13 protein-coding genes are annotated in these 15,587 nt (G+C 59.0%); 7 read left to right on the top strand and 6 right to left on the bottom strand.

All coding sequences use genetic code 11. The features are described from left to right. Positions 1 to 162: 162 nt before the first annotated feature. From ACFQ0E_RS03085 to ACFQ0E_RS03065, 5 genes are all read left to right on the top strand, one after another. The gene (locus tag ACFQ0E_RS03085) at positions 163 to 1,827 is read left to right on the top strand and encodes an RNA-directed DNA polymerase (protein WP_386822229.1); all 1,665 of its coding nucleotides are present in this window, start codon (positions 163 to 165) and stop codon (positions 1,825 to 1,827) included. Between the two features lie 321 nt (positions 1,828 to 2,148). Continuing rightward, the gene (locus tag ACFQ0E_RS03080) at positions 2,149 to 2,487 is read left to right on the top strand and encodes a hypothetical protein (RefSeq protein ID WP_386822228.1); all 339 of its coding nucleotides are present in this window, start codon (positions 2,149 to 2,151) and stop codon (positions 2,485 to 2,487) included. Positions 2,488 to 2,875: 388 nt separating this feature from the next. After that, positions 2,876 to 3,049 carry a hypothetical protein gene (locus ACFQ0E_RS03075; protein ID WP_386822227.1) on the top strand — a complete coding sequence of 58 codons (174 nt, stop codon included), beginning with the start codon at positions 2,876 to 2,878 and terminating at the stop codon, positions 3,047 to 3,049. Positions 3,050 to 3,217: 168 nt separating this feature from the next. Beyond that, complete coding sequence (locus ACFQ0E_RS03070; protein WP_386822226.1) at positions 3,218 to 5,203, top strand: GGDEF domain-containing protein; 1,986 nt, start codon at positions 3,218 to 3,220, stop codon at positions 5,201 to 5,203. 428 nt (positions 5,204 to 5,631) lie between these two features. Beyond that, positions 5,632 to 7,350 (top strand): amidohydrolase family protein, encoded by a 1,719-nt coding sequence (locus ACFQ0E_RS03065; protein ID WP_386822225.1) that lies wholly within the window; start codon positions 5,632 to 5,634, stop codon positions 7,348 to 7,350. A gap of 60 nt (positions 7,351 to 7,410) precedes the next feature. Here the strand turns inward: ACFQ0E_RS03065 and ACFQ0E_RS03060 are convergent, their stop codons facing one another. Further along, the gene (locus tag ACFQ0E_RS03060; RefSeq protein ID WP_386822224.1) at positions 7,411 to 8,472 is read right to left on the bottom strand and encodes an ankyrin repeat domain-containing protein; all 1,062 of its coding nucleotides are present in this window, start codon (positions 8,470 to 8,472) and stop codon (positions 7,411 to 7,413) included. Positions 8,473 to 8,708: 236 nt separating this feature from the next. On the opposite strand from ACFQ0E_RS03060, the gene ACFQ0E_RS03055 reads away from it, so the two are divergent. Beyond that, the gene (locus ACFQ0E_RS03055; protein WP_386822223.1) at positions 8,709 to 10,898 is read left to right on the top strand and encodes a hypothetical protein; all 2,190 of its coding nucleotides are present in this window, start codon (positions 8,709 to 8,711) and stop codon (positions 10,896 to 10,898) included. Between the two features lie 73 nt (positions 10,899 to 10,971). On the opposite strand, the gene ACFQ0E_RS03050 is transcribed toward ACFQ0E_RS03055, so the two are convergent. The 3 genes from ACFQ0E_RS03050 to ACFQ0E_RS03040 all read right to left on the bottom strand — a co-directional run bounded on the left by ACFQ0E_RS03050 (position 10,972) and on the right by ACFQ0E_RS03040 (position 12,809). Further along, positions 10,972 to 11,388: a DUF2000 family protein gene (locus ACFQ0E_RS03050; protein ID WP_386822222.1), complete on the bottom strand. Its 417-nt coding sequence runs from the start codon at positions 11,386 to 11,388 to the stop codon at positions 10,972 to 10,974. Beyond that, positions 11,385 to 12,356: a fatty acid desaturase gene (locus tag ACFQ0E_RS03045; RefSeq protein WP_386822221.1), complete on the bottom strand. Its 972-nt coding sequence runs from the start codon at positions 12,354 to 12,356 to the stop codon at positions 11,385 to 11,387. Before ACFQ0E_RS03045 ends, ACFQ0E_RS03050 begins: the two co-directional genes overlap by 4 nt. Positions 12,357 to 12,650: 294 nt before the next feature. Further along, positions 12,651 to 12,809: a hypothetical protein gene (locus ACFQ0E_RS03040; protein WP_386822220.1), complete on the bottom strand. Its 159-nt coding sequence runs from the start codon at positions 12,807 to 12,809 to the stop codon at positions 12,651 to 12,653. A 660-nt stretch (positions 12,810 to 13,469) separates the two neighbouring features. Here ACFQ0E_RS03040 and ACFQ0E_RS03035 point away from each other — a divergent pair. Next, positions 13,470 to 14,915 (top strand): tectonin domain-containing protein, encoded by a 1,446-nt coding sequence (locus tag ACFQ0E_RS03035; protein WP_386822219.1) that lies wholly within the window; start codon positions 13,470 to 13,472, stop codon positions 14,913 to 14,915. Positions 14,916 to 14,928: 13 nt separating this feature from the next. On the opposite strand, the gene ACFQ0E_RS03030 is transcribed toward ACFQ0E_RS03035, so the two are convergent. After that, positions 14,929 to 15,147, bottom strand: coding sequence for a DUF2058 family protein (locus tag ACFQ0E_RS03030; RefSeq protein ID WP_386822218.1), 219 nt, complete (start codon positions 15,145 to 15,147; stop codon positions 14,929 to 14,931). After that, the gene (locus tag ACFQ0E_RS03025) at positions 15,140 to 15,565 is read right to left on the bottom strand and encodes a hypothetical protein (protein WP_386822217.1); all 426 of its coding nucleotides are present in this window, start codon (positions 15,563 to 15,565) and stop codon (positions 15,140 to 15,142) included. The genes ACFQ0E_RS03030 and ACFQ0E_RS03025 overlap by 8 nt, the downstream gene beginning before the upstream one ends. Positions 15,566 to 15,587: the final 22 nt, after the last annotated feature.

The following is a 15,587-nucleotide window of genomic DNA, read 5'->3' as shown; positions in this document are numbered from 1 at the left end:
GCACTTACGCGATCCTTCACTGGCAGGTTTTTTGATGTCATGGGCAAGCGAATGATTTCCGCAGCGACATCGAAAGAGTCGCTCCGGTAGCGTGATCGCGTCAGGGCAGGCTTGGTCGCTTTCGATTCCATCCATTTTTAATCCGCACAGAGTTCAGATGCTATGCCTCTCTTTGATGATCTCCTTAGCCGTGGATACTTTCCAATTCAGCTTCCGCCAGGCTTCACTACATCGAGCTTTAGCGACAAGCGTGACGAGTACGAGGATGATTGGCCAGCAAACATCCCTATGACTATGGCTGAAAGGTTCTCCGTGCCGCGGTCATCGTACTACCGGAGAAACACAGCAATCCTGAATCCTATCGGCTTCTATCATCTTGCTAAGAAAGTAAGCAGGTACTGGAATGAGATTAATGAGCACTACGAGAAGAGCACATCATCTCGTAGTATTCCATCATTGGGCGGAACACTCCGTGCAATAAAGTTAACCAAGTTCAGTGAACTGCAGGAGGACAAGGTAACTTCATCAGCAGGCTTTAGGTTCGCTCTAGTTACTGATATCTCAAGCTTCTTTCCGACGATCTATACGCACTCGATCCCATGGGCTATTCACAGCAAGGCGATCGCAAAGGCAAACAGGCAAAGAACCGATGAGTTCTTCGGGAACTGGATAGACGTTCGATGCCAAACAACACAGGATGGCCAGACCATTGGTCTGCCCATTGGCCCCGATACCTCTCACATCATTGCTGAGACGATAGGCGTCGCTATCGATCTTGAGGTCGAATCTTCTTTGGGAGCCAAGCCTGCTGGGTTTCGATATGTCGACGACTTCTATCTTTTCTTCAATGAACGAAGTGACGCAGAACGGGCCTTGGCTGCCATAATTAAGGCTGCCGGCATTTTTGAGCTTCAGATCAACCCAGCCAAGACGCGAATCGTAGAAGTCCAAGATATCGTGGAGGACTCGTGGAAGTTCTCTGTCAAGAAGCTCCGCATAGGTCCAAAGCGGCGTGCGCAGCGCAACGATCTTCACCACTATTTTGAGGTGCTGCTGTCTCTGGAGAGGCGCTTTAAGGACGAGAGCATCGTCAAGTACGGCCTAAAGCAATTGTCTTCGATGATTGTTAAGAAACCAAATTGGGATGTTTTAGAAGCCTACCTGTATAAATGTGGGTATGGATTCCCAAACACAATTCAGATCATTGCCCACTTCTTGGCTACGTATCAATTTCATGGCTATGACATAGATCACGAGGCAGTAACGCGATTCTGTAATAATCTCCTGCTTTCATGCGCAGCTTCTGATCACCATGGTGAAGTTGCATGGCTTCTGTGGATAAGCAAGGAGCTCGGGGTAACCCTCACAGATGCCGCAGTTTTGGAAGTTGCCAAGATGGGTAGCCCGGCTTGCACGCTAGTTCTGCTGGATCTACATTACAGTGGACTCGCGCCGAAGGAAGTTCCGATCGAGTATCTTGAGCCTCACGCGAATTCGACCGCTCTCAAGGGGCAATCATGGTTGCTTGCATATGAGGCGGGACGTCGAAATTGGCTTGGTAATAGGAGGATCAGCTATATAAGAAACGATCCGCACTTCGGGCCACTGCTCCGCGCTGATGTCGAGTTCTACGACCCTGACCGCCGTCTCCCCCCAATGTTCAAGTTGAAGCAGGACATTGACGCTGATGCTGAGTTCGACTCAGACGATGATATCGCTGATGATTTCGACTTCGATGATATGGACGAAGAGTACTTTGATGCTGACGATGAGCACTATGAGGACGATAGTGATGAGAACGATGAGGAGGAAGAGGATGACGATTAGGACTTCGGAAGGCAGGTCAGATGTGATGTTTTTTCATGATAAACATCGCCCTAGACGTGCTAAGCGCTGAGGCGCTTGCATCTAGGGAGATCGCCCCGCCTATATCGTCTAATTTGCACAGAGTGACTTGCGTTGTAATGGCGGTTCGAGTTCCCCTTGCAGAACGGTCACGTTGAAAAGGCATCGTTCTCTTTTTTCAGTTACCTTTCAAAAACTGTAGGGAAATCTTCTATCTATCGTATTCTTGTTCGCTTACAGGCATTGTTGTTAAACAATAATTGCTGGTGAGAATTCCGCAATATTATTTCTCTAATGGATGTAATGGATATGCCCATCGGCCGCGTTGCACACACTCATCTCCCGTATTGCCTTCAAAAGACTAAAGATGGCAAATGGCTTGTGCTTAACCGAAACTACAAGCCGCTTGGGGTTACTTCGAAAGAGTGGGTTGATTACGATAATCATCCTGATCGCATAGCGATCAATGCTCGAACTATTTCCGCTTTGCGCAAGCTGGCGATCTACGATATTCCTGATATGCCGGATGATCCTGGCCTGTTTTTCTTCTACAACGATGGTTCTATCCCAACCGAATCTCCTGCAAACTGGAATCGTTACGCCAAGATCCTGCAGTTGCTTGCTGGTGCCAAAACCAAGTGAGTAGGTAGCGCCATAGAGTGGATTTAAGCGTCGTAGCCCGTAAGGCGGTTGCGTTTCCTGCGTAGAAGGGAAAAGCGCCGTAGGGCGGGCCAAGCCCGTCGGAAAGAAGCCGCAAACCGCAAGGCGCATCGCGAACGTCCCGGGGAGCTTCCGGTATAGACACTGCTGGTGCTTGACGCGGATCAAGGTGTGTACAAGACCCGTCCTGCGACACTGGCGGAGAGTGAATCGAAGTGCTTGCCCCGTCGTCGTCCCACTGTCGCACCGTGCTCGGCGTGTCAAAGTCGTGGCGAGTTGCGGTGCAAACCTTGACGCGCCTGCGCGCGATGCGGTGTTGAATCGCCAACGGCGCCCACGGTGGGCGTCGGGCGAATCAAGGAATGCCGTCATGCTCAAGCAGCCCAACGTCCTGCTCGTCGAAGTCCCGCCGCAGTTCATCGCGCTGTGTGAATCCACCGGCGTCAGACCGCAGGCCGCGCTGCGCGGCATGGCCGCGATGGTCTGCGGCCTGCAATACGATGCCAACAACCGCCTGGTGCCGCTGGAAGGAGAGGCCGCGTGAGATGTGCCTGGGCGCGGGGTGTTCCCGCGCCCGGTTCATGCTTGCGTTGCTTGCCAGATGATCGCTCACGGATCGCATGACGTTCACCGGTTCCCTCGCCGATCGCTTCCTCTGCAATCCATCGAAGCGCCGCACGGCGGAATCAACCGCGTACCGCGCAGTTCCGCCATGACCTCGACCCGGGCCGTGGGCATGAGGTCTGCGCTCGAACCGGCGCTTGCGGAAGCGCCGCATACCGGACAGACTGATCTCAAGGCGCAAGCAATCGCGGTGTTCCATGTCGCTCGTAGCGGGCCAATTCTGCGAGGCACGATTCGCATGAGACTGTCTCTACAGTGCTTTGTGCTTGCTTCCTGCTTGCTCGCCATTGGGGTGCCGGCCTCGGCGAGTTGCCTGGGTAGCGGCGATGCCGAAATCGAAGCCCTTGCCAAGGACATCGGCCGCCAGCCGCATCGGGCCCTGCAAGCCATCGAGCAGGCATTGCGCCCGAGCAGCAGCCTTTCGACCGAGAAGCGAGCGTGGCTCGAAGCCGCGCGCGCCCAGGCCAAGCGGATGATCGGTCAGCAAACGACCGAGTTGCCGCTCGCGATCAAAGGCGCGGCGGCGCTGCCTGCAGGCCACGCCGCGCGGCTGCATTTGCAGATCGCTGGTCTGTACGGCGCAGTGCTGTCGCAGTCGAATCGGGAGTCCATCGAAGGGCTGCATCGTCAGCTGGCAGCTCGGCCTCCCCGTCAGCCCGCGACGTTGTGCCTGAAGGTTCGCCTTGCCTCAGTGATGGCCGATCACGTCGAGTTGAACGGCGTGGCATTCCAGCTGGCTTCCGAGGCCTATCGCGATGCCGACACTGACACGCTGGCGTGGGTGCGCGCGGAGGCGGCTTCGGTGCTGGGCCAGGTGGCGCTCAGAACCGACACCCGCTATGGGCGGGCACTGAGCCAGGCGGCGCTTCGCTATTTCGAGTCGCAGGCGATGCATGACATGGCGGCCAACGAATTGTTCATGGATGCCCTGTCCTGGGCTCATCAGCGAAACACGGGATCGTTGCGGATGGCCGAGCAGCAGTTCCTCCGCTCCGCGATAGCGGCACGCCAAGCCAACAACCCCTTGGCCGTTGCCTACGCCGAGGCCGGGCTTTGTGAAGTGCAGGGCCAGTTGGGCCGGGTGGAGGACGCGCTGCGCACCTGCAGCGCCAGCCTTCGACAACTCAAGGGTATTGGCCACGTGACCGAATACAGTACGAACATCCATTACGCATCGGCCCTGCTCGCATCCGGCCGCCCGCGTCAGGCCATGTTCGTGCTCGCGTCCTTGCAGCGTGACTGGCCGGGATCGGATGTCGGCTACAACGGCTACCTCTTCTACGAGGCCAAGGGGAAAACCCACGCAGCCCTTGGCAACGACCGGGAGGCGATTGCCGATCTCAAGTCGGCACTGCTTCTGCTTCGTGAACACGAAAGCAGCACCGGAGCGCGCAGCAGCCGCTTGATCCAGGCACGCTTCCGTGTCGATCAGCTGGAGCAGTCCCTCGAGCAAAAAAAACGCGAGTCCGACGAGAAGGAACAGCGCAACCGCCTGTTGATTGGCGCCGGGCTGATCGTGCTTTTCTTGCTGAGCGTCCTCGTTGTCACGCTGGTCAAGAATCGGCGCCTGTATCGCCGCATGGCTTTCACCGATCCGCTGACCGGTGTCGCGAATCGGCGTTATACCGAGGCGCGGGCGCAGGAGTCCATGCAGCACGCCCTGGCGCGAGGCCAGCAGATGCACATCGCGCTGCTCGATCTGGATCGTTTCAAGTCCTGTAACGACCGCTATGGCCATGATGCCGGCGACGAAGCTCTGCAGCGGTTCGCCAGTGTGGTCAAGGCCGTGCTGCGTCCCGGAGACCTGTTCGGCCGTTGGGGCGGCGAGGAGTTCCTGCTGGTGCTGCAGGGCGTTGACCGCGATGGCGCCGCCGACGTGCTGGGGCGGCTGCGCGCTGCCGCCGCATCCGAGCGTCTTGCTCTTGCCCCCGAGTACCCGTTGCAGTTCAGCGCCGGTGTCGTCGCACTGCCGAATACACCTGCCACTCTGGCTGAGTTGCTCACCTTGGCCGATCAGGCGCTCTTCCGTGCAAAGGCCGAGGGTCGCAACCGAAATTGTTTTGCCGATACCTAAGTGCGAAAAAAAGCCGGGTTCATATCCTCAGGCAGGTGCCCCGTTGTCGTCCCACTTTCGCACCATGCTCGGCGCGTCAAGGTTGGTGCGAATTGCGATGCAAACCTTGACGCGCCTGCGCGCGATGCGTTGCTGGAATCCCTAACGGCGCCCTCGGTGCGCGTCGGGCGAATCAAGGAATTCCGTCATGTTGAAGCAGAACAAAGTCATGCTCGTCTAGCTCTGCCGACAGCGCAGACGAAGCTTGCGCCGGGGGCGCGACGCCCGGCAATGCGCAGGGACACCGTAATGACGCCGGATGCGGTCGATGATGAGACCGCATCGATACCGCCAGATCGCGTATGCTCGGTCATGCAGGGATCGCCGCTCGCGGTGTGCACGGCGAGCGCTCGCGTCACGTTGAGGTCCACACAGGGAGGTCGTCGCGCATGTACAGCCGTCGCAAATTCCTCAAGTCCGGCGTTGCGCTCGGTGCGCTCGCCCTCGCCGGCGGTTGCCGTGGTCGCCTTGTCAAACCACCGAGCTGTCCGCAGTACGCGCGGCCCGACGGCCAGGTGGTGATCGATGCGCATTGCCACATCTTCAATGGCAGTGATCTGCAGATCGCCGGCTTCGTCAATCAGGTCGGATTGCGCCAGCCCGATCTGAGCCCGGTGAACCTGATCGGCGACATCGTCCAGGCGCTGGCGTGGGAGCTGGCGCCGACAGCCGACGAGGAGTTGCGCTGGCTTCGCAGTCGCGACAAGAGCGATGGGCTGGGCATCGGTTCCCAGGAAGGCTCGCTCGTCGCGCCGCATCCGCTGTCGGCCACGCTGCAGGGCGTCGGCAAGGACAGCGACATGCGCTTTGTCGAGTTCTGGCAGCGGCTGGACGCATTCGATGCGGGCGCGGCCGCGCGCAAGGGTCTGCTGCGTGCCAACGATGCGGAGGTGCGTGTCGATGAATTCTTCCGCAGGCTGGAGCAGGGCACGCCGCGCACCAGTGCCGAGAAGAGCGCCCGGTCGCTGCGCCAGCAGCTTCAGAGCCCCGATGGCATCATCGAGGCGCTGCGCGCCGAGGAAGCCGGCGACGGCCGCGTGTCCGCCATCATCAGCTTCCTCAAGACCTTCTTCCGTTTCCGGATCGAGAACGCGTGGACGATGCTGCAGGCCTATGGCTGCGACTCGAAGACCGGCGTCGACCTGCTGTGTCCGGCGATGGTGGACTTCGACCTTTGGCTCGGCGACGCCAACAGCAATCGCGGGCGTACGCGTTCTCCGATCGACCGTCAGATGGACGTCATGCGTGAGATCGCGCTCGCCACCGAGGGGCGGGTGCATGCGATGGCGCCGTTCAATCCGCTGCGCGCCGCCTGCGACCCGGACGCGGGTTACATCCGACGTGCGGTCGAGGAATACGGCTGCATCGCGTTCAAGGTATATCCGCCGATGGGGTTCAGCGCGGCCGACAACGCGCAGATCACGCAGCCGACGTTGAAGCAGTGTCCGGGCAACCGGCCCGTCGCCACGCGGCCGCAGCTGGATGCGATCCTGCACGATTTCTACTCTCGTTGCGCGGAACTCGGCGTCCCGGTGATGGCCCACACTTCCGACTCCAACGAGGCCTATTCCGGTTCCGGCAAGCTCGCCGCGCCACGTTTCTGGGAAGACGTGCTGGGCAGCTACGGCAGGGAGATGGCCGCCGGTCGTTCCAGTCTGCGGATCAACCTCGGCCACATGGGCGGCGACCACAAGGCCGACGAACCGAATGACTGGCGCGAGCAGGTCGCGACGGCGATGGCGCGTTTCCCGGGACAGGTCTACACCGACCTGAGCTACTACGAACACATGATGGGCAGTGCCGACGTGCGCCGCCGGCTCGCACGGCAGATGCAGATGGTGAAGCGCGACGGTGTCTGGCAGCACGTCATGTACGGATCGGACTGGAGCATGCTGGCGGCCCAGCCGCGCTGGCGCCATTACATCGACGACTTCGCGAGTTTCCTCGACAACGACCTGCAAGTGGATGCACCGATGCGCGCAGCGATCATGGGCGGAACGGCCCTCACCTTCTACGGCCTGCGCGACGGTCAACCGACGATGGAGCGCCTGCGCAAGTTCCACGACGCCGACTGGCGAGGCATGGGGGCGCTGGTCGAAAGAGGGTAAGGTCGATGCGCTCGGTGCAAACGTAGCCGCTGGTTGCAGCCACCTGCGAGCTCTGCCCGCTCAGCGCGCGTAGGTGGGAGGCAAGAGGGCGATCGGGTCGGGATTGGCGATCACCCAGTGCACCGCGAGTTCGGCGAGCCTGCGTAGCTGGTCGACGTCGCCCTTGCCATGGCGCAGTCCCGTGGCGATGCGGCGTGCGTCCGCGACCGCGTCGTGCGGGAGCGAGGTGCCGCTGGCGATATGCGCGACGAACGCGTCGAGCATCGCCCTGAAGTGCGCGTTCCAGTTGACGCCGCCGTTGTCGAGGATTTCCTGCGAGAGGCGCCCGGTGATGCGGATCGCCTCGCCCTGCACGGTGGCGGCTGCGCCGGAGGAGGGCACCAGCAGTTCCCACAGCGCCTGGTGCTGGTCGGGCCAGTCCATCGCGGCGACGCGGATCGGCGAGACGCCGTCGTGCATCACCCGTTGCGCCGCCGGTCGGGTTGCGAACAGGCGATAGAGCGTGTGGAGGCTGTCGTCGGTTTCCGTCAGGAACTCGGGATTGAAGCCGGCGCGGTGGAACTCGAACTCGCGTCCGATGCGCTCGACCTCGGCGCGCATCGTGTCCGTCACCGTGACGCCCGTGGTCAGCAGGGCCTCCGCGAGTTTCGCCGTCTCGACGATGTCGATGTTGCGGGTTGTGGTTAGGGCCAGCTCCAGCGGTGTGGCACCGCTGGTGGTCCTGGCATGCGGATCCGCGCCCTTCTTCAGAAGCGCGTCAACCGAGGCGGACTTGTGGCTTTCGGCGGCTGCATGCAACGGTGTATGCCCACGGTCATCCCGTGCTTCGATGTCCGCACCGAGCGAGAGCAGGCGATCGACGCCGCCCTTCCAGCTGGCGCTGCGATGGTGCAGCGGCGTGCGCCCATACGCATCGGCGGCGTTGATGTCGGCGCCCTGTGCGACCAGCCACTCGACCAGCGCATCCGGGCAGTTGTAGAAGCCGAGCGCGGTACTCTTACCGTAGCCGCCGGTAGATTCGAGATCGCAAGCGCCGAAGACCGCGATCAGGTCGTCGAGTGGTGCATTGTCGAGCATCTCGCCGAAGTTCTTCGGTAGCGTCTTGCGCTTCTGCTTGGCCATGCCTGTGTTGAACGCTTGGAGGAAGTCAGGATGCGATGCTGGCAAATGATGCCAGAGGTATTGAATGATGCTCGTGCAGTGCCTGCGTCGATATATTCCGCGCTGCAGCAAAACTCATCACATCTGACTATGCAAGATTGGCGTTGTCTTTAGGTTGAATGATGCAGTGTGCTTGTGCAGAATCAGGAAGAAACCGCAGTACGACATGAGCTTGAAAACCGCCTAGGGAGGGGGGCATGCTGGAACCATGGACGAATGACGCAGGGTCAATCAATTTCGAGAACCTGCCGCAGGTGATGAACAAGCTTTTCGGACCGGACAAGATCCGGCGTTTCATCCCGAACTACGTTATCCGAAATCCTGAAGATCTGCTATCGAGGCCTTACATCCTGATTGGATCGAAAGGTTCGGGAAAGACACTGCTGTTGCGGTGCAAGGAAGCCATCCTCAAGCAGTTCGAGGAAGAGCTGAGTCTTGTCTTCGCGCCATATGCGCATGACCTTCGAAAAGGTCATTCGATACTTCTCACTGGCCAGAGCATCCGCATTCCGGCACGAAGCAGGAACATGTATCGAAGCGTGAGGGCATGGTTCTCGCTGTTCTACTTTCTGATTGCGTGCATGTCGCTGATCAGACTCGCCAGGCATCACATGGCGCCTAGATATCGCGTTGAAGAGACCTACGATGAGTTTTGCCGGGTCTACCTGCAGGAGGCAAGTCCGGTACAGAAGGATTTGGTCGGCGAAGTATGGAGAATGTATGCTGAGGATCAGAAGGGCGAATTCCTCAGCCGGATCATCTCGAGACTGGTGCAGGCCCACCATGATTTTCATATCTTCGAGTCAACAGCAGAGCTCATAGATCTAGGCTCGCTTCCCGGCGATCGTAGGTTTGTCATCCTGATTGATTCGATAGACGAAAGCTTCTGTGACGAAAATGGTGCCGCGCTGGTCGAAAACATCGGCGAATTCGTTGGCGGCAAAGGGGACGGTTCTGTTCCTGGCAAGGGAATCGATGTCGCCGACACCATCGAAATATGGACTGCCATACAATGTGGTTTGGCTGACGCGGTCATCAAGTTGTGGGAAAAAAGCAACAATCGGATCGTCGCATATGCGACAGTAAGGGGCGAACTCAAAAGCGCTTACAAGGGTGACGCGCAGTTGAAGGATTACACCTTGAGTCTGGAGTACACGAGGGACGACCTCGAATCGGTATTCGACTCCAATGTGCAGCTTTGGATGGAAGTCAACCAGCGACCGCCATCGGAGGAGGGGCATGGAAAGTCCGCGAAAGTTCATGAAACCGTCGATCCCAGGGAGCAGCGTCTGAAGGCCTTCTTCAGGGATGGCTGCCAAGTGGCAGGCGAAGATGCACTCTCTCGTGTCCTGAGGCATGCATTGCCCTATCCGCGTTGTGTCGTCGAGATCGGGCGTGAGATATCGGAACTGAGCAATCGTAAAAGACAATCCGATGTCCGCTCGGCGATCGAAAGGGGGGCTAGGATTTCATGTCAGGACCATCTGCTCTACGCTGTTCCTTCGTTTCTGCCTAACAGGGGCGATGAGGCAGAAGCCATCACAAAGCGGAAAATTGAACTCCTGCGTGAAATATTCAAGTCGAATGTCATCTACAAAACCATTGATGCGAATGCATCGAATCGCAACGAGGAAAAGTCGAATCATTTCGGGCTGCAGGAAGATCAATTCCAAACGCTGATACGTCTCCGCCAGTTGGGATTGATCGGAATACCGATTCCTGCAGGGGGCGGCTGTGAACTTGACTTCTACGAAGACAGCTTCGATGGCGGAAAGTCCGAAAGGACCACCGAGCGGATCGCGACTGCGCGCGAACGATTAATGTCCGCGCCGTATCTCGTCGCACACTCGGCACTGGCCGCATATTTGGGGAGCGATATGATCAAGGTCGACAGAAGAATTCGACCGGGAGAGCGCCTTCCTTGTCCTCCCCAGCTTTATCGTCCATCCGTTTATATCTACGTGCAGAATGGAAAGCTGATGTTGAAGATCGATTCGACATCGGCCGATGCTGAAGGTCAGGAAAAAGTCGTTGAGGTGAATGACCGGTATGCGAAGCTGGCGGTGAGCGTTCTCATCTGTGCGGCTGCCCTGTGCAAGGATGAGGTCTCAAACAAGGAAGTGAAGGCGAACAACGACAAGATGCAAATGATGGAAAAAAGATTCCGATTCAATGGGGCGCTCAAGGATCAGGGTGCCGTCAAGCACATCGCATCTGCTCTGAAGCCCTTGGGCCTCAACATCGGTGTCAGAAAGAAGAGGCAGCTCGACAAGGAGCACGACCATGATCTCTTCGCTGTGCAGGGAGTGCATGCATCGCAGATCTACCTTGCCGACCACCTGGAGTTTCTGAACAGATACGGAAACTCGAAGATCACAGCGGAATGAGGGCCGAATGGCACTGCCACAGATGGAGCCCAGTAGATCTCCGGGCCCATCCGGGTTTCATTGAATTGCAGATCTATTCGGTCATGAGTGAGAAGCGTTTTGTCAGTGGGCGAAGCGAATCGCTTGGTCCGAATATGATCGCTGCAATGTATTCAGGGCTTTCATCGCCTTCGACAGCGCGCAGTTGTTCTTCGAGCGATGCGCCGATCATGCTTCTGGTGAATGCGGCGAATCGAATGCCTGCTTCGTGAGACTCGTTTATCAACCGCGAGATGTGCGCGTTCGATTTAGATGTCATCACGATCACGGGATAGGTTGAGATCGCTGCCAGGATGCCCCGTGCATCCTGGTACGCGACGAAACGGAATGGTGCGCTGTCATCATGCGAGAAGCCAAGTGCAAGGTGGGTTGCCGCATTCATGATTTCTGACATTCGGCTTCCCGAACGCGTAACGATGATGGTCTTGTGGTCGTTGTTGGCGTAGCTCATTTTCCAGCCTCCTCGATGTGCTGCATGACGGCGGTCAGCACGGCGCCATAACCCCAGTACTCCCGGGTCTCGATGTCGTTGTCGTACAGTTCCCAGCGCAGCGCGCCAAGTTTCTGGAAGTCCGCGTTCGGGCGAAGATGATGCATGTCGTGCTGGGGAAGGTCTCCATTGAGCGCAAGCACGCGCATCGTCAGGTGCAAGGTCAGAAGGCGTGCCCACCAGCGAATCCACCCGAGTCTGCTCGAAGGCGTTGGATCGCAACTGAAACGTGCATGTGAAAGTCGTGCGGCACGACAGTTGGCGGACTCTCCAGGCAGCATGGGGCTGAACCACAGGTGCTCTGTCGTGAACTGGAACAATGCAGCACAGTGCACGACCGGGAACAAAGCGAAAGTCAGCATTGCGCCGAACGCAGGCTCCAGCAAAATCAGTAGCAGAAGCATCGACAATGTCGTCATGACACCAATCTTTCGTGCCATGCTTGGTCGACCTGCGCTGCAGATCCGCTGCCAAGCCATCCTGGCATGCAACCGCGGACTCAGCAGTGTCCTGAGCAGCAGCCACCTCTGCTTGGCAACAGAAGTGCCAGGAATGAATCCCAGCCCCAAGAGGAACGCCGCGTCTGGATCCGCTGTGGTCGCAAAGATCCGGAGGGTCTTGTGATGCGCTGCTATGTGCTCTTCGTGATAATCCTCCGGCGAAGGCAGCAAGAACATGCATGATGCGATACTCGCGTAGCGAAGATTGCGCGGATCTTTGCCATGTTGCCCAGCCTGTGTGGGATGGTCAGAATCCATCCCGGGCTTCGATTTGAACAGCATTCCATGTGCTGCGTGGTGCATCAACACTGTCTGGTGGTAACGAATGCTGCCTGCAAGAACGATGCAGCCCATGTATGCCAGAATAATGGTCCACAAGCTGATGGCAGAGGATGTCGCGAGATACAGCGCTGCGCCTCCAGCAATCATCGATGCAGTCGAGGCTGCAATCAGCGTGTGCGCGGACCATGTCCTCTCCTTGTGGTCCCGCGCAGGGCATCCAGAGATATGGCTCACCAGCAGATCGGCGAGCGGATGCAGTCTGGACGAAATTTGATTTCGGACATTTGACATTGGACTCACCATTCATGTTGAAGGCGAGACCGATTCTGCAGGCGCTAGGGGCATGCATCAGGGAGCATGCCGGTGCGAAGTCGTTGCTCCTGGCAGTGTTCGGACAGAACGGTCCGAGTGTTTCTTCGGTGCTCTGCCAGTTTCGATTCTTCAGTAAGTGATTGATGACGATGGAAATCCGGTACGCGCCGCAGCTGGCTTGATGTCTTGACTCAAACCATCCTGCTTGCTTTGTTCGGGAATCGCGTCTGCGATGCATACGATTTCATTCTGGAAATCGATTCCGAATGAGGGGTTGGAACCGAGCATCCTTCCTGTCGATACAGCAGGGAGACACTTGCTTTCATGCGCTGCAATGCGACATCGACGTCATGGATGTGGAGCCATGAGTCTGGGGTAGGGACGTGCCAGGATGAGTCCTTCTCCAGCGCGTGCAAGCTCCGTACAAGTCGGGCTGTAGAAGTGTGGTAATTACCCGAAACTCGGGCCTCGGCAGGAGCTGTTACCCGGCGAATGTATCGGGTCCGTTTCGAATTTCCGCCCTGCCTGTGAACGGCATGGGGTGGAGTTTCGACTGCGAATCTTTCGCGCAAGCCTCAGCGATAGCTCGCCATTTCAGGCGTTGGCCCCGATGTTTGCGGTCGAAGTTGGATCTGTGCAGGGTAGTGTTCAGGTAGCATTGGATCTGGGCGTGCGGGACCTGGCGTCCACTGTCACGGACGTGCTCTTCCGTCTGGACAAGGCCGTACGATTTAAAGACTGTGCGACCTATTCATTGATGTTTCCTAAGCCTATCTCGGCGGCGGGCTGTTGCGCGCTTCAAGACTCGGCATGGATTGCTCGAACTGACACCGAACTGATACCGACGACGTCACAAGCGATGTCGCGGCGTCCGCTTCCATGCGGGCGGCGCGTATCACTCCATCGCATCCCGCACACGCAATCGATCCCCAGCCCATGGAGCAGCGCATGTCGACCTACCTGATGGCATCGAACGGCAACGATGGTTCCTTCTGGGCCTTGAACGGGTCCCATCAGGCCCTGCGCTTCCTGGGTAACAGCACCATCCAGCCGGAGGATTCGCAGGCGCTCACCTGCATCGCGGTGGCGAATGTCGACACGGTCTACGGACTCGATGCGGCGGGCGATCTCTATCGACTGGTGAACACGGGCTTCCAGCAGGCGCCGTGGGCGCCGATCTGGCACGCGGTGCCCGGCCCGGATGGCAGCGTGTGGGGCGTCGATGGCGGTGGCGGGATCTTCGAGTGGACGAACGGGCAGTGGGAGGGCCGTCCCAACGGCGGCGCCTATGCGCTGTTCGTCGCGGTGGGCGCCAACGGCAACATCTGGACGATCGACAACAACAGCGGCTGGTGGGGCGGCCCGGGCGTGCCGTACAAGTGGAACGGCAGCACCTTCGTGCCGGTGGCCGGCGCGCCGAACGCGCAGTGGATCTCGATCGCGCCCGACGGCACCGTGTGGCTGCAGTCCGACGACAACCGCACGCTGTATCTCGATGGCAATACGTGGCGCGTCGCCGCGATGAATACGCCCCGGCTGTTCGGCATCTCGGCGGGCAACAACGGGCTGGTGTACGGCTGGGATTTCGGTTCGCTGTACCTGTTGGCTGGCGGCGTCTGGCAGTACATCAACACGCCGGGCAACTGCGCGTCCGCCAGCACCTGTCAAGACGGTACGGTGGTGGCCGACGGCATGCCGGTGACGCGCCTCGCGGGTTTCTCGGCGTGGAGCCCGGTGCCGGTGCCGGGGCGCACGCTGGACGTGTTCGCGCTGGATGCGCACAAGATGTATTTCCTCAGCATCGATACGAACCGCTACCTGCAGTGGGGCGGAAGCACCTGGCAGAAGATCGCGGGCGGCGGCATGGCCTCGATCTCGGCGGGCGTCGATGGTGCGCTGTGGGGCGTGGATGCCGCGCATGCCGTGTGGAGCTTCGACGGCGCGAACTGGCAGCGCGTCCCGGGCACGATGCAGAAGGTGTCGGTGGGCTCGTCGCAGAACATCGTCGGCCTCGATCCCAATGGCCGGATCTTCTATTTCGATGGCGGCGGCTGGCGACCGATCGCATCGCCGACCACGGGCCCGATGCTGGACGTGGCGATCGGCAGCGATGCCGCGCTGTTCGTCATCGATGGTGCGAACGACCTGTGGTCGCGCATCGCCCCCGGCGACTGGATGAAGCCCGGTGCATTGCCGCTGATGCAGATCAGCGCCGCCGATCGCTACCACGTCTGCGGTGTCACCAAGCCCGACGGCGCGGGCAGGAACCAGGTCTGGCTGGGCGCCGGCGTCGCGGTCGGCGCCGACCACCACCTGCATCACTACTTCAAGGCGCCCGGCTGGGCTGCACGTCAGGAGGCGATGATGGCGCAGAGGGCTTGCGAGGAGATGTGATCGCGTTTCGCGATCACCACATCAGATCGTCCGGCACCTCGAACTGCGCGTAGTAGGCGTCGTCTTCGGAAGTACTGGCCTCGGGTTCGCTGCCCGCGGCTTGGCCGTGGTCGAGGACGATCATGCTGGCGTCGCGTTCGCGGCGCCTGTGCGGCGCGTGCAGAGGGTTCATGGCCGGCGCAAACGCCATTGCACGAGAAAGCTCGTCCCGCTTGGTCTGCTGCTCAGGCATCGGATTTACCTGGCCCCGCAATGAGCGCGCTGCGAAAAACGCTGATCAACAAGCCAAAGCGCGCTGAAACCGCATTGAGCTCTGCGGTGGAAAATGCGACCGGATTGGGCAACAAGTCAATGTGGATGCCGGGTGCCGAGCCATGTCCCCAGCCAACAGACGCATCGCACAGAAGCGGTGCCGTAGTCAGATGCTTGACGCCGATGATGATTGCGACATTGTCCGCTAGCTCGTCGGGCGTGCCAGGGAACAAGCACTCCAGCCCCACGTCATGCCCTTGATATGACGTGAGTCCTCCTGTTGAAGAAGACCAAACATTGAAATGGAAGCTCGGGAACTCACGCTCAAGCATCTCTTTCGCCGCGTCAAGTCGCGGCAGAAATGCCTCTTCCAGTTCTTGTACAACCTGACTGCCCATCATAAGGCGTCTCACACCTGAA

The organism is Lysobacter brunescens, assembly GCF_042677005.1.
Classification (GTDB): domain Bacteria; phylum Pseudomonadota; class Gammaproteobacteria; order Xanthomonadales; family Xanthomonadaceae; genus Lysobacter_I; species Lysobacter_I brunescens.
The sequence above is the reverse complement of the archived record's forward strand: the minus strand, read 5'-3'. Positions and strand labels throughout refer to the sequence as shown.